Here is a 19485-nt window from a genome sequence, read left to right on the forward strand (position 1 = left end):
CTTATGTTCTGTGCGTAACTGCATGTCTTCTTTTATGTTACATAGCGAAATTTACTAACACCTTTAAAATTTTAACGTTTTATCCCGCTCACTTGACTTCATCCCCCACTGATAGGTGGGATAAAGGCGATTGTGTCGCCAAATTTGACAATTGTAGTATCCGTTGCAAATTCCTCATTTACTGCCGTCATGATTTGTTGTAATGATAGCTGTGGATAGTGCTCTTCCATCCAATCTTTCAAGTGAGCAACCGTCACATCTGATAGCTCTACAGTTAGCTTTGATTCACCAACCATTTCCTGTAGGTGTGCAAATAATAAGATGTTAATCACACTTTTCCTCCTCCTGAATAACTGGTTTCCCTTGTGGATAAGGGATATTTTCTAATTGATCACCAATCCATTCCGTCCCGTCTTCCCAATGTTCCTTTTTCCATATAGGAACAATTTGCTTAATTCGGTCAATCGCATATTCATTTGCCAAATATGCGATTTTACGATGTGGTGATGACACCGCAATTACGACAGCAATATCAGAAATAGCTAAATGACCTACACGATGGGTAATTGCTATTTTTGCTTCTGGCCACTGCTCTTGTATTTCCTTCTCAATCTGTTCAAACATTTTTATCGCCATTGCAGGATAGGCTTGATATTCCAAATGCAATGTTTTTTTACCATTTGTCATTTCACGCACGGTACCAATGAATAGTGTGATAGCTCCAGCATTTCGATTAAGTACTTTTTGTCTTACTTGCTCCACATCAATCGGTTTATCAATAATTTCAAACAACGCTGCTGTCATCGTTTCCCCTCATTTCTTTCAACAAAAATTCCATATATTGTGTTTCATCATGAATCGAATACGCCGGGATTGTTAAGGACGAATCGAGTGGATAGCTTGGCCAATAAATGACACAAATAATATTGGTTACTTGCTGTAGTAGCACTTGATCCTGTGCTGTTCTTAGAAGCACAGCCTTCGGATAATGTTCATTTTTATACCCTTCAATCAGAATGAGATCGATTGGAAAGGAAGCATAAATCGCTAGTATTTCAGCAAGTTGCCAGCTATTTTGGTGAATACTCATCCGTAAAGTCCCCTCACCCTCTACTGCTGTAATCATCGCACCCGCCTGCTCATGCCTACTACTATCTTTCGAAGTGTCGATCATTGGCACACCACCATGTCCGTGATGCTTAATAGTTCCTACTCGTAGCCCTTCATTTGTAGCTTGCTTAATTAATTGCTCCATCAGCGTCGTCTTTCCACTATCTTGATAGCCCACTATCTGTAAGATTTTTCGATGTTGTCCCAAGGCCACTCACTTCCTTGCAAATCTTCTAACAATAAGACTGCTACTGACATGTCCTTTTCATAGCCTCGTGAACCACCAGGTAGAACGATGAAAGCGTTGGCTGTCGCCAACGAAGAAACTGCGCTCGATTTATCAAAGCCAGATGGCACTGCAACTAGCTTACCTTCTTCATAATAGGCTTGTGCGCGCACAAAACGTGTAAAGGGATTTGGCTTTGTAAAATCCGCCCCTAAAATCGCTTGCACTCTACGTAAATGGGGTTGAGCATTACTATATGCAGTGCGAATAATCGGACGTACAAAAAGCTCAAAGCCAACGTAGCAGGCTGAAGGATTACCAGAAAGCCCAAACAATAATTTGTCCTCGCGAGCAGCTACCGTTGTCACACTACCTGGACGCATCGCTACTTTATTAAACAATACGTCGGCATGAATCGCCTCGTAAATGGCTGGTAAATAATCATAATCACCTACAGAAACGCCTCCCGTTGTAATTAAAATATCTACTTCCTGTAAGGCTTTTTCAACGTTATTAATACATAACTCAAGATCATCGCTAAACTTGCCATAATATTTTACTTCTGCTCCAGCCCGTTCAATTTGCGCCATCATCATATAGGCATTACTATTTCGAATTTTGCCTGGTTGTAAAGATTCGCCTGGCTCTAGTAATTCGCTACCTGTTGCAATGACACCAATAACCGTTTTACGATAAACAGGTACTTGGTCATAGCCAAAAGTAGCGAGTAATGCCATCACACCTGGGTTAATATATTGACCTTTTTCAATGAGAATAGTGCCTTGCTGTACATCTTCACCTTTATAGGAAATGTTTGTTCCTGCTTCAAAGGGTCTTTTAATCGTCATATACTTTTGTTGATCTTCTTCAAAAGTATGTGTTAATTCTAGCATGACCACTGCATCGCACCCTTGTGGTATAGGGGCTCCCGTCATAATGCGGACAGCTTGTAATTCGCCTACTACTTCGTTATAGACATAGCCTGCGCCAATTTCCCCAACGACCTGAAATTGAACTGGATGCTGCGAAGAGGCTTCTTTACTATCGACGGAACGAATGGCATAGCCATCATATGGTGAACGATCAAAAGCTGGTACATCATGATCTGCCCTAATAGATTCGGCTATAAATCGGCCATGGGCTTGTGATAACGACACAAGCTCTTTTTTTGCTTGAAAAGCATAATCCATTACACGATGAACGGCTTCTGCTACTGGAATTGCTTGTCTTTTTTCTAGCATTTCACACACTCCTTTAACCTAATAAACGATAGTAAATGGTTTTAGCTTTTTGTATATCTTGTACACCATGAATCACAACTCGCCCATCTTGGAAAATGACGATTCGGTAATCGTCAGACTGGCAAGAAAGCAAATAAGGATTTATCTGAATTTCACCAAAGGAGCGAAGTTGGTTTGCCAGCTGCTCGAATTGATAGTATATCGGCTTTGGCGGTCGAATTTGTATCGCATCTCGCCCACAAAGTATCTGTAATTTAGTTTGATTTTCATAGGATAAATAAGGATATGTTGGATGATTGCCACAAGATGGACAATCAGCCTGCCTTATTTTATCTACATTGATTTCATAGTGTTGATTTTGCCACACATCAAACGTTAAGTAGCTTTTTCTTAGTGCTTTCTCATCACCAACAAGCAATTTTAAAACTTCTGCCACTTGATAGGCAGCAACGATTTGGACCGTTGGGCTAATAATTCCTACCGTATCGCAAGTCATCCCAGTATGGGGCATCACTTTTAATAAACAATGCAAACAAGGTGTTTTGCCTGGTACAATCGTATAGGTCGAACCATAACTTCCAACACAAGAGCCGTACACCCAAGGAATACCATATTTTTGAGCAAGGTCATTCATTAGAAAGCGAACATCAAAATTATCGGTCGCATCGACTAACACATCTACATCCTTTAACAATGGTAGCAACGACTCTGTACAAGCATCCATAATGGCGGCATTGATTTCTACCTCTGCGTTAATTTGTTGGAGACGATTTTTAGCTGCAATGACTTTCGGCATTTTCTCTTGTGCATCTAGCTCTGTATACAATTGTTGTCTTTGTAAATTACTCCACTCTACATAATCACGGTCAATAAATGTTAGCTTGCCAATTCCCGCACGCACAAGCGCTTCAGCACTAGCACTCCCCAATGCACCCGCACCTATAATCAGGACATGTTTTTGTTGGATGGACACTTGCCCTGTTTGTCCGATAGGATTAAATAATTGTTGTCTAGAATATCTATTTTGCATAAGTATGTGGCCTTTCTTTCTCTGATTTTTCGTTTGACCTTTTCATTTATAGCATTATAATAAAGGCAATGTTTTTAAGTAAAACACGTTCGAAGGAGGTCTTTACTGTGCATCCCACACATCATCAGCAACCAATACACGTTGCTATTTTAACGGTCAGTGACACACGCACAAAGGCAGATGATCATGCTGGACAGCGTATTCAATCATTACTTCAAGAAGCTACATTTGACGTTGTGGACTATCAACTAACAAAGGATGAGCCAATGGATATCGCTAGCCATGTAAAAAAATGGAGCAGTGATCCAACAATTAATACCATTATCGTCACGGGCGGAACAGGTTTTACACCAAGAGACCAAACTTACGACACCATTTTGCCTCTTTTTGAAAAAGAAATGATGGGTTTTGGTGAATTGTTTCGAACACTCAGCTATGAAGAAATTGGCCCAAGAGCGATGTTTAGTCGTGCTACTGCTGGGAGTCTCCAACAAACAGCCATTTATGTTTTACCAGGTTCCACAAATGCGGTGACACTGGCTATGACGAAGCTCATATTACCTACTGTCAAACATTTTGTTGGTGAGTTGATTCGCTTATGAAAATTGCTGGTATTGTATTAGCTGGCGGTCAATCCTCTCGATATGGTAAACCTAAAATGTTTGAGATGTTTGCTGGGCAACCTTTATATAAGCATAGTCTCATAGCGTTGCAAAAAAATCAGCTATCCCCTCTCATCATTGCTACAAATGCGTACTTACAACATCAGTTTGAACAGGAAAACGTCCATTGGATCATCGAAAAGCAGCTACATCAAGGACCGCTTTTTGCCTTGCATCATATTATGACAGCCTATCCTGATGTGGAATGGTTCTTTGTCGTAGCAAGCGATATGCCTTATATGAATGCTGATTTTATCCAAAAAATGGTCACCCTCATTAATGACGATTATGATGCGATTGTTCCTTTGCAAGCGCTACGCGATCAACCATTAGCTGCATTATATCGCCGCACAGTTTTATCCAAGGCACAACAATTAACGGAACAAAACAAACGGAGTATGAAAGTGCTGTTAGCGCAACTACGAGTATGTTATGTCCCTTTTGATAATGATAACTCAACATTTATCAATATTAATGCACAGCAAGATTGGTCAAAAACAAATAAAAAGGAGTCTAACAATGAATAATTTTACACACTGGAACGACGAAGGTCGTCCTAAAATGGTTGATATTTCAGAAAAGGAAATTACGACACGTACTGCAATTGCTCGTAGTATTATAACTTTATCTGATGTTGTCTATGAAGCCATCCAACAAGGTGATATTAAAAAAGGTGATCCAACACAAGTTGCTCAAATTGCAGGGATTATGGGTGCAAAAAAAACCGCAGATATCATTCCCATGTGTCATCCCATCATGCTACAAGGCACAGATTTTCAATTTAACTATGAAAAGACAGAGAATGGCTATGAGCTCCATATCCAAGCTACGGTCAAATGTAGTGGGAAAACTGGTGTTGAAATGGAAGCCCTCACTGCTGTATCGATTGCTGCATTAACTTTTTATGATATGTGTAAAGCAGTTGATAAAACAATGGTCATTAAAGAAACCTATCTTGTTGAAAAAACTGGTGGAAAAAGTGGTACTTTTGTGCATAAATAAACAGAAAAATTCGGCATCATTTTGCCGATTTTTTCTGTTTATTATACTCTACCCTCCAATATGAGACATTTCAATTTTTGAATTTTTCCTTTTTGCCATTGTTTGTTCATTACGTTCATCTGAATAACGATCACCTCTAGTTTCCCATACCTTTGAAATACATTTTATGATGGCGGCATCATCTTGCCCTGATCGTAGCAGCTCTCTTAAATCCGTACCTTCTGTTGCAAATAAACAAGTATATAATGTTCCTTCTGCCGAGAGACGAGCACGTGAGCAACTGGAACAAAAAGAATCCGTAACAGACGAAATTACGCCAATCTCACCTTGTGCGTCCTGATATTGATAACGTGTTGCCACTTCCCCTTTGTAATTTGGTGCTGCTGGCTGTAACGGTGAAAATTGATGAATTTGCTCAATAATGTCCTTTTTGGACACAACGTCATCTAAGCGCCAACCATTTGAATTTCCTACATCCATATATTCAATAAAGCGTAAAATATGCTGTTTATCTTTAAAAAATCGTGCCATTGTTACGATATCTTGATCATTCTTTCCTTTTTGCACAACCATATTAATTTTCACTTGTAAACCCGCTTCTGCAGCCTTTTCAATTCCTTCTAACACGGTTAATACTTTGCCTCGACGACCATTCATCTCTGAAAAACGCTCATCATCAAGTGAATCGAGACTAATTGAAACGCGAGATAAGCCAGCTTGTGCTAATGGTTGTGCAAATTTTTTTAATAAAGAACCATTTGTAGTTAATGCAATATCTTCTACACCTTCGATACGGTGAATGCGCGCAATTAATTCAGGCAAATCACGACGAAGCAAGGGCTCTCCGCCTGTAATCCGCACCTTTTTCACATTTAAAGAAACAAAGATTTTTACTAATCGTTCAATCTCATCAAAAGTTAATATTTTATTAGACGGTAAAAATGCGTAATCTGGACCAAATACTTCAGCTGGCATACAATAGCGGCATCGAAAATTACAGCGATCTGTTACGGATATTCTTAAATCTCTTAAAGGTCTATTTAATTGGTCTTGTAGATCCGGCATTTAATCTCCTTCTTTCAGTGAATTCTGAGCAGGTAATAGGATGCGTTTTGGATGCGTATAAATATTCAGAGTATGTTGTCGGATAAATCCTACCGTCGTAATGCCAAGTTGCTCTGCTAATTGCAATGCTAATTCAGTCGGTGCTGATTTAGATAGCACAATTTCACAGCCTATTTTGGAGACTTTTAGCAAAATTTCCGACGATATCCGTCCGCTAAAGACGATGACTTTATCTTGCATACTGATGTTGTTACGCAGGCAATAGCCATAAATTTTATCTAAGGCATTATGACGTCCTATATCCATGCGACTTAAGACAATGCCATTGACATTACATAGTGCGGCATTATGCACACCACCCGTTTTCTTAAAAATGTTTGCACCCTCCTGCATCTCATGCATTAAACGGAAGCAATCCTCGGTCGTCATTTGCACATGAACATCTTCCATTTTTTTCGCTACTAATGCATCATTGGTAAAAACAAATCCTTGCCGACTCATGCCACAACAAGAGGTAATATAACGTTTATTTTGCGTCTGTTGGTAATAGGGATTGAGGTGTTTTGTTTTAATATGCACAAAGCCCTCTTTCTCTTGATGCCAGATTTCCTCAATATCCTCAAAGCTACGTATCACTCGTTCAGAAGCTAAGTAGCCAATGACCATATCTTCCACGTACTCTGGTGTACAAACCATCGTAACAAACTCTTGCTGATTAATTTTTACAGTCACAGCATATTCTGAGACGATTAAATCATCTATTTCTTTTACTTGCTGGCCTTCTACGCGCGTAATTTTCCTTGTTATTGCTCGATCCATAAGGCATCCCCTTTATACACTGATATTTTTTTCAAAAACAAAGACGGAAATCGCAAAATCCTCTTCAATTTTAATATCTGAAAATAAGTGCAGTAATTTGCTGCCTATCAATTCTTCCATCCCCTCGGGTGGTGATTGTGTATATAAATCCTGAATCATACTCGTCCTTGCAGCATGTACCATTTTTAGCCCTTCGGGTGTACTGGCAATAAATTTTTCCGTCGGTGTGATATTTCCGTATAAAGTGGATACAGCCATATTCTCGACAAAAACAGTATGAATACGCTCTGGCCCTTTTCCAAATACTTCTTTTCTTAACTTTCGAATCATATCATTAAATTCATGTATTTTTTTAGACATAGCAACGATTCTCCCATCGTAAATAAACTTTTTTAGGCAAATTGATATGAGGTCACCCTTACAGTTTGTTAATGATATAGCAACTTGAAAAAAATTAAAAGAGATAATATTTTTTGATAATCATTCTCATTTAATAAATTTTATGATTAATATTGTTCATTTTGAAGGATAAGTCTATAATAATACATATCACAAATGGAATTGATTTATTTTAATCCCTATCTCACGATGTTGCATAGTGTTTTTAATATTTGAATTCTATTGTTATTAAAAATAAAAGTAGATTGAGTTTTTAGCAAGGCCTGCTAAGAATTTTATCCACCATGAATTATTAGCATGTTTTGGACATGTAATTTCATGGTGGATTTTTTTATTTTTCAAAAAACCGAGACATGGATAACTTGTTATATTCTAGAATTTACACCTATTTCAAGGTAGATTAAAGAACAATAGGGAATTACAATAATAACAAGACAATCGCTTTAAAATAACCAACTCGATTTGTTATTCCCTTTTGTCTTTAGCCGTAACAAGTTGTCCTATATGTCTCAAAGTGAATAGGAGGAAGTTACCTTGACTCAAATTAATATTAATGGCGCTCCATATGATGTAAAAGAAGGAGCTACAATCCTTGATACCATTAATCAACATGCCATTCCTCATCCTCAGATTTGTCATGTGCCAGCTGTAGACCCAATTGAAACATGTGATACTTGTATCGTGGAAGTGAATGGCCAATTAGTTCGTTCCTGCTCCACAAAGGCAGTAGACGGCATGAATATTTTATTAACTTCTGACAAAGCAAAAGCTGCACAAACTGAAGCAATGGACCGTCTACTCGAAAATCATTTACTGTACTGTACAGTATGTGATAATAACAATGGAAATTGTACATTACACAACACAGCCGAATTAATGGAAATCGAACATCAAAAATATCCGTACACGCCCAAAGTTGAACCACATGAAGTGGACATGTCGCATCCATTTTACCGATATGATCCTAACCAATGCATTGCATGTGGGCAATGTGTAGAAGTTTGCCAAAATTTACAGGTAAACGAAACATTATCACTCGATTGGGAAGCAGAAAGACCACGTGTAATTTGGGATAAAGGCGCTGCCATCAATGATTCTTCCTGTGTAAGTTGCGGTCAATGTGTAACCGTTTGCCCATGTAACGCCTTAATGGAAAAATCCATGCTTGGAGAGGCTGGATTTATGACTGGTTTAAAACAGGATATGTTAGATCCAATGATCAGTTTGATTAAGGAAGTTGAACCAGGATATAGCGGTATTTTTGCCGTTTCCGAAGTGGAAGCAGCTATGCGTAGTAAACGCACTAAAAAAACGAAAACAGTATGTACGTTCTGTGGTGTAGGTTGTTCATTCGAAGTTTGGACAAAAGACCGAAAAATTTTAAAAGTACAGCCTTCCGATGGTCCAGTAAATGCGATTTCGACTTGTGTCAAAGGGAAATTTGGCTGGGATTTCGTCAATTCTGAAGAACGTATTACAAAACCTCTTATACGTAAAAATGATGAGTTTGTTGAATCATCATGGGATGAAGCACTGGATCTAATTGCAACAAAACTTGGTGGTATTCAACAACAATATGGTCCTGGTTCTGTCGGCTTTATCTCTTCTTCTAAAATTACAAATGAAGAAAATTACTTAATTCAAAAAATGGCACGTCAGTTATTTGAAACAAATGACGTCGATAATTGTTCTCGATATTGTCAATCTCCTGCTACTGATGGTTTATTACGTACAGTAGGTTTAGGTGGTGACGCTGGTACGATTAAAGATATTGCCAAAGCTGGTCTTGTTATTATTGTTGGTGCTAACCCTGCTGAAGGTCATCCCGTTTTAGCAACGCGTGTGAAACGTGCACATAAATTACATGGTCAGAAATTAATCGTTGCCGATATACGTAAACATGAAATGGCTGAGCGTTCAGATATCTTTATGCGTCCGAAACAAGGGACTGACCAAGTTTGGTTAATGGCAGTTACCAAATATATCATAGATCAAGGATGGCATGATGAAGCCTTTATTCAAGAAAATGTCCTTCATTTTGATGATTTCAGACAAGTGCTTGAAACATATACACTTGATTATGCACAAGAAATGACTGGTATTACGAAAGAAACATTGATTGAAGTTGCTGAGATGATCCGTGATGCAGACGGTACATGTGTTCTTTGGGGCATGGGTGTAACGCAAAATACTGGAGGTTCATACACATCAGCTGCTGTTTCAAATTTACTATTATCAACTGGTAACTATCGCCGTCCCGGTGCTGGAGCCTACCCTCTCCGCGGTCATAACAATGTTCAAGGTGCTTGTGATATGGGAACATTACCAAATCTATTACCAGGCTATCAAAAAGTGACAGATGATGAGGCACGTGCAAAATTCGAAAAAGCTTATGGTGTTCCTATTCAGTCCCAACCAGGTCGAACTAATATGCAAATGTTAGATGCCATTATGGAAGGTAAAATGAAAGCGATGTATTTAGTGGGCGAAGATATGGCACTTGTTGACTGTAATGCCAACCATGTAGATGAGGTTCTTTCACAAATAGAATTTTTTGTGGTACAGGATTGTTTCCTATCACGTACAGCACAATATGCAGATGTTATTTTACCAGCTGCCCCTTCCCTTGAAAAAGAAGGTACATTCACAAATACAGAACGTCGCGTTCAGCGTCTATATCAAGTTTTACCAACACTTGGTGAATCAAAAGCAGATTGGGAAATCCTTCAAGCTGTGGCACGTCGATTAGGAGCAGATTGGCATTATGATCATCCAAGTGATATTTTTGATGAAATGGCGAGCCTTTCTCCCCTATTCTCTCAAGCCAACTATGATGTCTTAGAAGGCTGGGGTAGTTTCTGTTGGGGTAGCCACGATGGAAAAGATACACCGTTATTATATGAAGACGGCTTTAACTTCCCTGATAAAAAAGCTCGTTTTGCTTTGAATGATTGGGTACAACCAGTTGAATTTGAGGCACAATACGATTGTCATATTAACAATGGTCGTATGCTTGAACACTTCCACGAAGGAAATCTAACAAATAAATCGAAAGGTATTCAATCAAAGGTACCTGAAATTTTCGTTGAAGTCTCACCAGAATTGGCAAAAGAGCGAGGCATTGAAGATGGGGCTCTACTCCGTTTAGTATCTCCATATGGCGCATTAAAGCTAAATGCCCTTGTTACAGATCGCGTACAAGGAAATGAATTATTTTTACCAATGAACTCTGTTAGCAAAGATTCAGCTATCAACTTCTTAACTGGTCCTGCAGCAGATATTAATACATCAACACCAGCTTATAAACAAACAAAAGTACGAGTAGAAGTGCTAAAAGCAAAAGGCAAAACACCACTTCCTCGTACTAACCCTCGCTATAAAAAGCGTCATCCTCAAAATGGTGTTGAGGTACAACGAAAATGGAATCGTCCTGGCTACGTTCACTTAACAACCATAAACGAAAGAGAGTGAGAGTGAGAGCATGGCTGCACCCATTACAAATATTAAAAAACAACAAATAACAGAAGAACAGCTAAAGGAACAAAAATTAGACAATCTTAAACAACTGCTATCTGATCAAGAAGAAGCGGTCAATCAAGTGTTGCGTATTATGGCTGAATTAAATGATATCGGTGCATTAGAAGCAGCCATGAAACTACTAGAAGCCAAAGAAGAAGTCGCCCATGTTGCACTTGGACAATTAACACGTAAACCTGTAACCAATATCATTAATAATTTAATGGGGGTTGCGGGAGCATTGACGGAGCTAAGTCCTGAAACAACGACTAAGCTGATTGACGGCTTAAATTCAGGTGTAGAGGAAGCCAACAAAGCACTCGAATCCGACGAAAAAGTAAGTGCCTTTAAGCTTGTAAAAATGTTAAATGATCCAGATGTCAATCGTGCGCTCAATTTTGGTGTCCATTTCTTAAAGGGACTTGGCAAAGGTTTAAAAGAATAAGGTGGTTCTGATATGTTAGTACAAAAAGATGTAATTAACGCATTACAACAAGTTCAAGATCCTGAGCTTCATCAGAGTATCGTCACATTGAATATGGTGCGCAATATTCATATAAACGACACACATCTATCACTGGATATTATTTTAACGATACCGGGATGTCCGTTAAAGGCGAAAATCCAGCAAGATGTGGAGGAGGCATTACAAGCGATTGGTGCCTCCAGTGTTGCCATTACCTTTGGCGCGATGACAGATCAGGAACGTCGTGCATTAACCGCCTCTCTACAAGAAAAAAATGTTGATGCACAAGGAATGCCACACATGTTGCAGCTTAATTCTGGTGTGCAATTCATTGCCATCACAAGTGGCAAAGGCGGAGTTGGAAAATCGACTGTTACGATTAATTTAGCGGTCGCTCTTGCCCGTCTTGGTAAACGTGTAGGCATACTTGATGCTGATATTTATGGCTTTAGTATTCCTGCTATGATGAACATTGACCAAAAGCCTACTATGCTTGATCAAACAGCGATTCCAATTGAACGTCATGGGGTTAAATTGATGTCGATGGGCTTTTTCACGGATGGTAATCAGCCTGTTATGTGGCGTGGTCCTATGCTCAACAAATGGATTCGCAATTTCCTTGTCAATACGTTATGGGGCGATTTGGACTATCTCTTGATTGATTTACCTCCAGGAACTGGAGATGTGGCCATTGATATGGCAGCGATGATTCCTCAAGCACAAGAAATCATCGTGACCACACCGCATCTTGCCGCGTCTCATGTCGCATCCCGTGCAGGCTTGATGGCACAACATACGAAGCATACTATTCTTGGTGTAGTAGAGAATATGGCTTATTTTGCAGGGGCAGACGGTCAAAAAAACTATCTCTTTGGTCAAGGTGGAGCCGAACACTTGGCAGATTTACTGCAAACCCAAGTAATAGCTCATATTCCGTTCGCCCAGCCTGAAGAAAATACAGGCTCCTCAGTATATGATGAAGAAACAATCATCGGCGAAATATTTACTCAGCTAGCAGAAGATTTACTATATTCTTAAACAAAAATCCCTTGATTTGCTTTTACACAAATCAAGGGATTTTTTCTGTCACAAATAGCCTGCCTTTTTTAATACTTGCATGAAATAAAATCGATACGTATTTTGCACGAATGTATCTAAAGGTAGCCCTACATTCACCTGATATTTCGTAAAAATAAAATAAAACCGTTTATCCCATTTTAAACGTAATAACGCTCCTGCATCTTCACCATACTTCGCTGTAAATTCCACAATTAAAGGCTCAATCATCTCATAACAATAGTCTTTTAAATTAGCTAGTGCTTCAATATCTTTATCCCTTTGAAAGCGAATAATCCAATCCACTAATTGCTCATTCATATCCGAACGTCATCCTTTTATATAGAGTTTCTTCCTATTTAATAATACTCTTTTTTTAAGGAGCCGAAAAGTGAACTATTGAATTATCAGAATTGTTTGGGTGACTGGCACTATATTGGGGTTGCGAAAATTTGTTTTTCTTCTGGGTCCCATAAAACAATTCCAACATCTTGTTTTTGATCGATAATACGAATTGTAACAGGAACATAGTCAAATAAAATAGAATTTAATTTTGTACTAATAAACTGCAAAAGACCAATCAATTCCGTATCATTTATTAAAGGTGTATGTACCTCTATTTTAATATCTGCTAATTTTCCGTCTTCATATCGTAGCTTTCCAAATGCTTTAGGATTTAAATGTTTGAAATTCTTTTGTATTTCTTCCTTAAAACTTAATAATTTATTATATGTATCTTGATCCAAACTATATAAGGCATCGGAAGGGAACGTGTAATCTTTCTTATCTATCTCAGTCCATTTATCTATTCTATCCTTGCTCTCCGCAATAAAGGTGTCTGCTAAGAAAACGCCTGGAAGTATATCATTTTTATTGGATTCTTGATACAACGTTAAATAGATTGGAACATTTGGCATTGCTTCATTTTTCCTTATATCTTTCACTATTGTTTCAGCAATTTTTTTACCATAATTACCTACATCATTTACATCATCGTCATTATTATCAACTTTCACTTGGTCAGTATAAATCAAGCCTTTGTCATCAGATACCCGTATGTCATAATATTCATTTAACGATATCGCTAATGATATCCCTTCTATTTTTCCACTTTTTTTGTTAATGTAATTTTGTTCTAACACATGTGATAAAATGAGCGGATTCGCTTTTTCATCCTCTAAAACATTACCAGTACTATTTTCTATTGGTGGATTTAAACCTAAGCCTTCTTCAGTTTTTCTAGCTAACCATTGATTAATCATATTTTTATCTAAATATTGGCCTTCCTGCATATAAAAACTATTTGGTGAAAAATAATTTACTGATAAATTCATTAACCCCTTCTCAATCTCATTAATATTTAAAGTATTATTCATATTACTAACAATTAATCCTCGCGCAACATTCAATTTAGCAGGTTGTTGAATTTCGAATGTTTCCTTTTTCTGAATTGAAGATATATACATTTTTTCTTTATTATTATCGTCTTCATTATCACTACAAGCAGCTAAAAAAAATAAAGGTGATATCAATAATAGTGCACTTTTTCTTATACCCATGTCTATAATGCTCCTTTCTTGTTGTGATACTATGAAAATCTTTCACTACTATCGTCATACCTTATATTACCATAAGTTCTATTAACATTTATATTAAAGACTTTTTATATTGCAAACACTGTTTGTTATTTAAAGAAGGTGCAAAACCTCCAGCTTCTAAAAATAAAACAATCGTTTTACTGTTATTTAAAGTTCATTTTTTACCAAAATAGAGTTTAATCTACATACAATAAAACCTATAAAAACACAGGGTTTTTGCATTAACTCTCACTCATATTGGCTTTTGAATAATGTACTGTTCCTTGAACATTATTCAAAGAATCTTTAGTCAAATCAATTGCCATCAATACTTCATCTGGCACTTCAAAAGGTGCTTTTATATTCCATAAACTTGCCTTTTTAAATCCAAATTTCAGATAATAATCTTTGTGCCCTAAAACGATTACTGACTGAAAACCAAGCTTTTTTGCACGTTTTAAAGCCGCATTAATTAGTTGACGGAGCACGTGCTAATGAATCTACAGATTGATTAGAGACGACGACAATTATGTTGTTAGTTAAAAGAATATGACCAACAATTTCATTCGTTTTCTTATCTAACTAAATAAGTAACTGCGAAATTGTGTGTAAATTGTTTGGGTGTCTGGCACTCCTACAAAAAAAATTAAGTTCGGTACGGTACCGAACTTAATCTTTACGAACTTATTTTGTTCCGCTTGCTCCAAATCCAGAAGCGCCACGAACAGTTTGAGATAATTCATTTACTTCTAGAAGTTGAATAGAAGGGACAATCTGGATTACCATTTGTGCAATGCGCATTGATTTCTCAACGATAAATGTTTCTTTACCATGATTAATTAAAATAACGCCAATTTCCCCTCTGTAGCCTTCATCAATTGTACCAGGACTATTGAGAACTGTTACACTATGTTTTAATGCTAGTCCACTTCTTGGACGAATTTGCGCTTCTGTCCCTTTTGGTAATTCAATTTGTAAGCCTGTTTTTATTAATTTTGCTTCTCCCGAAGGAATTTCTACTGCTTCTATTGAATAAAGATCCATTCCAGCGTCACCTGGATTAGCTTGCAAAGGTAGCAATGCATCAGCATGAATTCTTTTGATTTTTACGTCTAAGTTCATTATTTTCATCCTTAACGATTAAATTTAAATGTATCATCTGTAATTGGCGCTACTTTTGCTTTTGCGTAAGTAGAACCCTTTTGTGAAAAGAAGTCATATGTTGAACCTTCATTGCGAATACCATTCATAACGATAGGATTAACTTCTTCTTCTGGGAACATTGGGTCAAATCCAACATTCATTAACGCTTTATTCGCATTATAGCGAACGTAAGCTTTTACTTCAGGCGATAAACCTGTTTCAGCATAAATATCCTCTGTATAATTCATTTCATTTTGATATAAATCCAGCAATAATTCATAACCCCATAATGTTAGCTCTTCTTGCTTTTCCTTAGAAAATTGCTTATATAAATTTTGAGCAAAGAAGCCTACTGCCACACCGTGGATGGATTCATCGCGTAAAATAAGGGAAATAATTTCTGCACTATTGCGAAGAAAGCCTTGCCCACCTAAGTACAATGGATAGAAGAAGCCAGAGTAGAAAAGGAAAGATTCTAGCATAACGGATGAGAACATCGCTTTCCACAAACTTTCAGAATCCCCTTCTTCAATACTATTATAAATATCTGCAATTTTATTAGCCTTATATTGTAGATATTCATTTTTCTTTACCCATTCAAATAGCGCGTCAATTTCTTCATTTGTACAAAGCGTTGTGAATATATATGAGTAGGATTTTGCATGTATCGCTTCAAATGCATCAAATACAGTAAGAACAGCCTTTTCTTGAAGATCTGTTGTAAAAGCAGCAACACGGTTCATCCCAATATTAGTTTGAACTGTATCAAGTAATGTTAAGCCTGCAAATACTTTCTTATACGTATCTTGGTGCTCGAAATTTTTCCACTGTTGGATATCCTTACTTACAGCAATTTCTTCTGGAAACCAAATTTGTTTCCATTGTTGATCCCAAAATACTTGTGCTAGTTCACTCGTTGACTTATTCCAATTGACCGCTTCGTAAATTATATTTGACATGCGACACACTCCTCTAAGCTTTGCAGACGTTGACGGACATAATAAACAGACTTAATCCCTTTTACCCAAGCATAAATATAAATTTTAGCCAACTGCTCCGTTGTCCAGTTATCAGTTACATACAGCGTCATCGAAATACCTTGGTCTACATGTTTTTGAGATGCTGCATATAAATCGATTAAATCATATGGATTCACATCATATGCTTCAACATATAAATGACTGTTATCATTTGTTAAATGTGGCATTGGATAAATTGTTCGACTATCCGCATAATCACGTACCTCTACGCGCTCCGTACTTGGTGCAATCGATGCTGTACAGCTACGAATATATGAAATACTACCAGTTGGTGCAATAGCTAGACGATAAGAATGGAACAAACCATATTGCATAACATCCTGCTTTAATGTTTCCCACATTTTTGATGTCACGATTGGAATATTTCCTAGTGCTTTTAAGACAACAGGTGAGAGCTCTACTTCGATTTTATTTACATATTGATCAAAATAAATGCCTGAAGCATAATCACTATCCTCAAAACGGTAGAAAGTTTCGCCTCTTTCCTTAGCAATCTCCATAGATGATTTAAGTGAATAATAGTTCATCGCTTCCATAAAGCTATCCATAAAATCAATCGAATCCTTTGAACCATACATGATTCCTTCTGTAACAAGGTGACCATGCAAATTCATACAACCAAGCCCTACCGAATGCATTAGCTTATTTGCTTTAGCTACAGGCGGTACATTCGTGATGTTCGTCATTTGCGACACATTCGTTAATAAATGCATTGCTGTATCAACTAATGTTCCAAAATCACTTACTTTACTTGCGGCATGAATATCAATTGAACCTAGGTTACACGATACATCCAGCCCGTATTCATTTGGTTCATTTTGGTCAGAAATTATACTTGTTTCCTGTACTTGTAGAATTTCTGTACATAGGTTCGACATTTTTACACGACCTATATTTTTGAGTGGGTGTACATCGTTGACATTATCATCAAAAATTTCGAAAGGATAGCCTGATTCAAATTGTGCTTTTTTCACTTCTGTATAAAGTCTACGCGCATTCAAACGTTTAATCTTACGGATATTCGGGTTATCTAGTAACTCGTAATACATCTCAGTAATTGAGATTTCAGACATCCGTTTACCATATTCTTTATAAATATCATATGGACTAAACAACACAATATCTTTATCACGTTTCATAAGTTCAAAGAAAATACTTGGAATAATAATACCTGTTGATAGCGTTGCAAGACGGATTTTATCATCCGCATTTGGCTTTTTCGATGAAATAAAATTTTCTATATCTGCGTGAAAAATATTTAGATAGACAACGCCAGAGCCGTTTCGTTGTCCAAGCTGATTCGAATAGCTAAAAGAATTTTCTAAAAGTTTAGCAACCGGGATAACACCACTTGCACGATTTAAAATTTCTTTAATTGGGTCACCTAATGGACGTAAATCTGTTAAGTTTACCCCCACTCCACCGCCAAGGCGTGATAGCTCCAAACAATAACCAATATTTTCAGCAATACTATTCATTGAATCGTCCATTGATAGTTTAAAGCAGCTCACTAATTCGCCACGTGCTTTTTTCCCACTATTTAAAGCGGTTGGCGTGGCTGGTTGGTACGCTTCCATCATTGCCTCAACCGAACGTTCTGCTAAGACAGTGTTCCCTTGTGCTAAATATAAAGCAATAATAACAATACGATCCTCATATTTTTCTAAAATTTCTTCTCCGTCACGACTTTTCATTGCGTAGCTATCATAAAATTTACTCGCACTCATAAAAGAAGGGAAGCGGAAATTGTAATCGTATGCTTTTTTGTATAGATGTTTAATAAAATCTATATCATACATGTCGATAAATTGTTTCTCATAGTAACCCTCTTCAACTAAATAGCGAATCTTTTCTTCAATATCAATAAAATAACGTAGACGTACATTTACATATTCTAAAAAATAACGGCGTGTTGCTTCACGGTCCTTTTCAAGCTCTAATTGACCTGTCGTGCTATAGCGATTAAGCACCTCATTATTAAGCTTTAAATATGTTTTCATCCCTTCACCCTCGTTTCATAAAACATTTGTATAACATCATAATCAGCCTGATATCCACGTAAATCTAATTTACATACTAGCGGGACCTGATAGGCTTCTGCAATTTTCTCACCAGCTCCGCCAAATACATGGTGCCCAAAGTTACTATTACCACTAACAGCTACTCCCTTGCAAAATTCCCTGTTTTGCTCTAAAAAGCGGGCTACTTTTGCAGGAATATCACCTAAGCCGTCTGTGTATGTTATTAAAAGATAGGGCTCAGTCAACAATAATCCATCATATATTTCAATTGATTCTCCATCTAATTTAGTAACAATACTTCGCACATTACCTGTACGACTGGCATAAACGATCATATTGCAATCATCTCAATTTGAGAAACGATTTCTTTAACATCTCCTATAAATGTGTCATTTACTTCAAGAACAGGCACACTTAAAAAGCCTGCGTCCATAATTTTTTGCTTTGCTTGTTCGTCATGATCAATATTCACAATTTCTGCCTCAAGTCCTGCACGTTGTAATTCCGATTTGACCCAAAGACATTTTGGGCATATAGTTTTAGTATAAAGTTTCATTTTAAATTCCCTCTTTTCATAATATAAAAAGGCTATCTCTCGGGAGAGACAGCCTAAGTTAGAAACGTAAAAAAGCAAAATAATAGTCACGTCCCCATTTCTTATTCCCCGAAGAAAGGTTGATTTGTTTTATTATAGGCAGGTCTCCTGGCTTTGCTTCATTCTCTGATATCCTTCCCATACCAATGCACAGTGGATTAAATCATCGTCAGCTTAACAGTTGCGGGGACAGCGTCGGATATACCGAACTTCCCTATTAAACTACATATAGTAGTACCTACATAAAACGAACACAATATATTGTTATTGAACACAATTAAGTGTACCATCCTTCTAGTAAAAAGTAAATCCAGAAAAGTGAATTCTTTATAGTGTAACTTTTCATTATATTCTTTAGGAAGAACAAACTGTTAATAAATGAAAACGACTAGCTAGTTAAGCACCATAAACAATATAGTCAGTAGTTCCAAAGAATTATAGCTTGTTTTTCATGGAGATTTTTCATAGAATCGCAAGGAATTATTATGCTACCTACTGCAGCCTATTTTAAACTGAA

General features: G+C 37.2%; 21 protein-coding genes, 1 pseudogene and 1 riboswitch. Of the genes and pseudogenes, 6 read left to right on the top strand and 16 right to left on the bottom strand.

The features are described from left to right. Positions 1-98: 98 nt before the first annotated feature. Genes moaD through ACIP9C_RS02945 form a run of 5 tightly spaced genes read right to left on the bottom strand, consistent with a single transcriptional unit; the run spans position 99 to position 3607 of the window. Positions 99-332, bottom strand: coding sequence for a molybdopterin converting factor subunit 1 (gene moaD / locus ACIP9C_RS02925; protein ID WP_401008454.1), 234 nt, complete (start codon positions 330-332; stop codon positions 99-101). Continuing rightward, positions 325-804: a molybdenum cofactor biosynthesis protein MoaE gene (locus ACIP9C_RS02930; RefSeq protein ID WP_401008456.1), complete on the bottom strand. Its 480-nt coding sequence runs from the start codon at positions 802-804 to the stop codon at positions 325-327. Before ACIP9C_RS02930 ends, moaD begins: the two co-directional genes overlap by 8 nt. Further along, positions 785-1318 (bottom strand): molybdopterin-guanine dinucleotide biosynthesis protein B, encoded by a 534-nt coding sequence (mobB, locus tag ACIP9C_RS02935; RefSeq protein WP_401008457.1) that lies wholly within the window; start codon positions 1316-1318, stop codon positions 785-787. Before mobB ends, ACIP9C_RS02930 begins: the two co-directional genes overlap by 20 nt. Further along, on the bottom strand, positions 1288-2577 hold the full coding sequence (locus tag ACIP9C_RS02940; RefSeq protein WP_401008459.1) for a molybdopterin molybdotransferase MoeA: 1290 nt from the start codon (positions 2575-2577) through the stop codon (positions 1288-1290). The genes mobB and ACIP9C_RS02940 overlap by 31 nt, the downstream gene beginning before the upstream one ends. 13 nt (positions 2578-2590) lie before the next feature. Further along, complete coding sequence (locus tag ACIP9C_RS02945; protein WP_401008461.1) at positions 2591-3607, bottom strand: thiazole biosynthesis adenylyltransferase ThiF; 1017 nt, start codon at positions 3605-3607, stop codon at positions 2591-2593. Positions 3608-3714: 107 nt separating this feature from the next. Between ACIP9C_RS02945 and ACIP9C_RS02950 the strand changes: the two genes are divergently transcribed. Genes ACIP9C_RS02950 through moaC form a run of 3 tightly spaced genes read left to right on the top strand, consistent with a single transcriptional unit; the run spans position 3715 to position 5271 of the window. Next, positions 3715-4209: a MogA/MoaB family molybdenum cofactor biosynthesis protein gene (locus tag ACIP9C_RS02950; protein WP_401008463.1), complete on the top strand. Its 495-nt coding sequence runs from the start codon at positions 3715-3717 to the stop codon at positions 4207-4209. Continuing rightward, the gene (gene mobA / locus ACIP9C_RS02955; protein ID WP_401008465.1) at positions 4206-4796 is read left to right on the top strand and encodes a molybdenum cofactor guanylyltransferase; all 591 of its coding nucleotides are present in this window, start codon (positions 4206-4208) and stop codon (positions 4794-4796) included. Before ACIP9C_RS02950 ends, mobA begins: the two co-directional genes overlap by 4 nt. Then, the gene (moaC, locus tag ACIP9C_RS02960; RefSeq protein WP_401008467.1) at positions 4789-5271 is read left to right on the top strand and encodes a cyclic pyranopterin monophosphate synthase MoaC; all 483 of its coding nucleotides are present in this window, start codon (positions 4789-4791) and stop codon (positions 5269-5271) included. Before mobA ends, moaC begins: the two co-directional genes overlap by 8 nt. A gap of 48 nt (positions 5272-5319) precedes the next feature. Here moaC and moaA read toward each other — a convergent pair whose 3' ends face one another. Genes moaA through ACIP9C_RS02975 form a run of 3 tightly spaced genes read right to left on the bottom strand, consistent with a single transcriptional unit; the run spans position 5320 to position 7515 of the window. After that, positions 5320-6336 carry a GTP 3',8-cyclase MoaA gene (moaA, locus tag ACIP9C_RS02965; RefSeq protein WP_401008469.1) on the bottom strand — a complete coding sequence of 339 codons (1017 nt, stop codon included), beginning with the start codon at positions 6334-6336 and terminating at the stop codon, positions 5320-5322. Continuing rightward, positions 6337-7155 (bottom strand): formate dehydrogenase accessory sulfurtransferase FdhD, encoded by an 819-nt coding sequence (gene fdhD, locus ACIP9C_RS02970; protein WP_401008470.1) that lies wholly within the window; start codon positions 7153-7155, stop codon positions 6337-6339. It lies immediately after the preceding gene. A 12-nt stretch (positions 7156-7167) separates the two neighbouring features. After that, complete coding sequence (locus ACIP9C_RS02975; protein WP_173478387.1) at positions 7168-7515, bottom strand: Na-translocating system protein MpsC family protein; 348 nt, start codon at positions 7513-7515, stop codon at positions 7168-7170. A 573-nt stretch (positions 7516-8088) separates the two neighbouring features. Between ACIP9C_RS02975 and fdhF the strand changes: the two genes are divergently transcribed. The 3 genes from fdhF to ACIP9C_RS02990 are packed head-to-tail and all read left to right on the top strand — an operon-like array spanning position 8089 to position 12574. After that, positions 8089-11025 (top strand): formate dehydrogenase subunit alpha, encoded by a 2937-nt coding sequence (gene fdhF / locus ACIP9C_RS02980; protein WP_401008472.1) that lies wholly within the window; start codon positions 8089-8091, stop codon positions 11023-11025. A gap of 10 nt (positions 11026-11035) precedes the next feature. After that, positions 11036-11515, top strand: coding sequence for a helical membrane plugin domain-containing protein (locus tag ACIP9C_RS02985; RefSeq protein ID WP_401008474.1), 480 nt, complete (start codon positions 11036-11038; stop codon positions 11513-11515). Positions 11516-11527: 12 nt separating this feature from the next. Beyond that, the gene (locus ACIP9C_RS02990; protein ID WP_401008476.1) at positions 11528-12574 is read left to right on the top strand and encodes an Mrp/NBP35 family ATP-binding protein; all 1047 of its coding nucleotides are present in this window, start codon (positions 11528-11530) and stop codon (positions 12572-12574) included. 48 nt (positions 12575-12622) lie between these two features. Here the strand turns inward: ACIP9C_RS02990 and ACIP9C_RS02995 are convergent, their stop codons facing one another. The 8 genes and pseudogenes from ACIP9C_RS02995 to ACIP9C_RS03030 form a co-directional block, all read right to left on the bottom strand. Then, positions 12623-12913 carry a hypothetical protein gene (locus ACIP9C_RS02995; protein WP_401008478.1) on the bottom strand — a complete coding sequence of 97 codons (291 nt, stop codon included), beginning with the start codon at positions 12911-12913 and terminating at the stop codon, positions 12623-12625. Between the two features lie 110 nt (positions 12914-13023). Beyond that, positions 13024-14151: a CamS family sex pheromone protein gene (locus tag ACIP9C_RS03000; RefSeq protein WP_401008480.1), complete on the bottom strand. Its 1128-nt coding sequence runs from the start codon at positions 14149-14151 to the stop codon at positions 13024-13026. Between the two features lie 260 nt (positions 14152-14411). Beyond that, positions 14412-14733: pseudogene (locus ACIP9C_RS03005) on the bottom strand (GNAT family N-acetyltransferase); the annotation flags it as partial. Between the two features lie 120 nt (positions 14734-14853). Beyond that, the gene (dut, locus tag ACIP9C_RS03010) at positions 14854-15291 is read right to left on the bottom strand and encodes a dUTP diphosphatase (protein ID WP_401008482.1); all 438 of its coding nucleotides are present in this window, start codon (positions 15289-15291) and stop codon (positions 14854-14856) included. Between the two features lie 11 nt (positions 15292-15302). Beyond that, positions 15303-16271, bottom strand: coding sequence for a class 1b ribonucleoside-diphosphate reductase subunit beta (gene nrdF / locus ACIP9C_RS03015; RefSeq protein WP_340825359.1), 969 nt, complete (start codon positions 16269-16271; stop codon positions 15303-15305). Next, positions 16259-18352 carry a class 1b ribonucleoside-diphosphate reductase subunit alpha gene (gene nrdE / locus ACIP9C_RS03020; protein WP_401008485.1) on the bottom strand — a complete coding sequence of 698 codons (2094 nt, stop codon included), beginning with the start codon at positions 18350-18352 and terminating at the stop codon, positions 16259-16261. The genes nrdF and nrdE overlap by 13 nt, the downstream gene beginning before the upstream one ends. Continuing rightward, a complete protein-coding gene (gene nrdI / locus ACIP9C_RS03025; protein ID WP_401008487.1) occupies positions 18349-18708 on the bottom strand; it encodes a class Ib ribonucleoside-diphosphate reductase assembly flavoprotein NrdI in 360 nt (119 codons plus the stop codon). The genes nrdE and nrdI overlap by 4 nt, the downstream gene beginning before the upstream one ends. Continuing rightward, positions 18705-18929 carry a glutaredoxin family protein gene (locus tag ACIP9C_RS03030; RefSeq protein WP_173478376.1) on the bottom strand — a complete coding sequence of 75 codons (225 nt, stop codon included), beginning with the start codon at positions 18927-18929 and terminating at the stop codon, positions 18705-18707. The genes nrdI and ACIP9C_RS03030 overlap by 4 nt, the downstream gene beginning before the upstream one ends. 120 nt (positions 18930-19049) lie before the next feature. Further along, positions 19050-19225: riboswitch (cobalamin riboswitch) on the bottom strand. Positions 19226-19485 lie beyond the last annotated feature (260 nt).

It is taken from the genome of Lysinibacillus sp. NPDC093210 (assembly GCF_044753985.1).
Taxonomy (GTDB): Bacteria; Bacillota; Bacilli; order Bacillales_A; family Planococcaceae; genus Lysinibacillus.

Coding starts and splice junctions, on each gene's coding strand:
- nrdF (WP_340825359.1), bottom strand. CDS start 16,271: ATGTCAAATATAATTTACGAAGCGGTCAATTGGAATAAGTCAACGAGT.
- fdhD (WP_401008470.1), bottom strand. CDS start 7,155: ATGGATCGAGCAATAACAAGGAAAATTACGCGCGTAGAAGGCCAGCAA.
- moaC (WP_401008467.1), top strand. CDS start 4,789: ATGAATAATTTTACACACTGGAACGACGAAGGTCGTCCTAAAATGGTT.
- mobA (WP_401008465.1), top strand. CDS start 4,206: ATGAAAATTGCTGGTATTGTATTAGCTGGCGGTCAATCCTCTCGATAT.
- ACIP9C_RS02985 (WP_401008474.1), top strand. CDS start 11,036: ATGGCTGCACCCATTACAAATATTAAAAAACAACAAATAACAGAAGAA.
- nrdE (WP_401008485.1), bottom strand. CDS start 18,352: ATGAAAACATATTTAAAGCTTAATAATGAGGTGCTTAATCGCTATAGC.
- nrdI (WP_401008487.1), bottom strand. CDS start 18,708: ATGATCGTTTATGCCAGTCGTACAGGTAATGTGCGAAGTATTGTTACT.
- ACIP9C_RS03000 (WP_401008480.1), bottom strand. CDS start 14,151: ATGGGTATAAGAAAAAGTGCACTATTATTGATATCACCTTTATTTTTT.
- dut (WP_401008482.1), bottom strand. CDS start 15,291: ATGAACTTAGACGTAAAAATCAAAAGAATTCATGCTGATGCATTGCTA.
- ACIP9C_RS02940 (WP_401008459.1), bottom strand. CDS start 2,577: ATGCTAGAAAAAAGACAAGCAATTCCAGTAGCAGAAGCCGTTCATCGT.
- ACIP9C_RS03030 (WP_173478376.1), bottom strand. CDS start 18,929: ATGAAACTTTATACTAAAACTATATGCCCAAAATGTCTTTGGGTCAAA.
- moaA (WP_401008469.1), bottom strand. CDS start 6,336: ATGCCGGATCTACAAGACCAATTAAATAGACCTTTAAGAGATTTAAGA.
- ACIP9C_RS02975 (WP_173478387.1), bottom strand. CDS start 7,515: ATGTCTAAAAAAATACATGAATTTAATGATATGATTCGAAAGTTAAGA.
- ACIP9C_RS02995 (WP_401008478.1), bottom strand. CDS start 12,913: ATGAATGAGCAATTAGTGGATTGGATTATTCGCTTTCAAAGGGATAAA.
- ACIP9C_RS02945 (WP_401008461.1), bottom strand. CDS start 3,607: ATGCAAAATAGATATTCTAGACAACAATTATTTAATCCTATCGGACAA.
- ACIP9C_RS02930 (WP_401008456.1), bottom strand. CDS start 804: ATGACAGCAGCGTTGTTTGAAATTATTGATAAACCGATTGATGTGGAG.
- ACIP9C_RS02990 (WP_401008476.1), top strand. CDS start 11,528: ATGTTAGTACAAAAAGATGTAATTAACGCATTACAACAAGTTCAAGAT.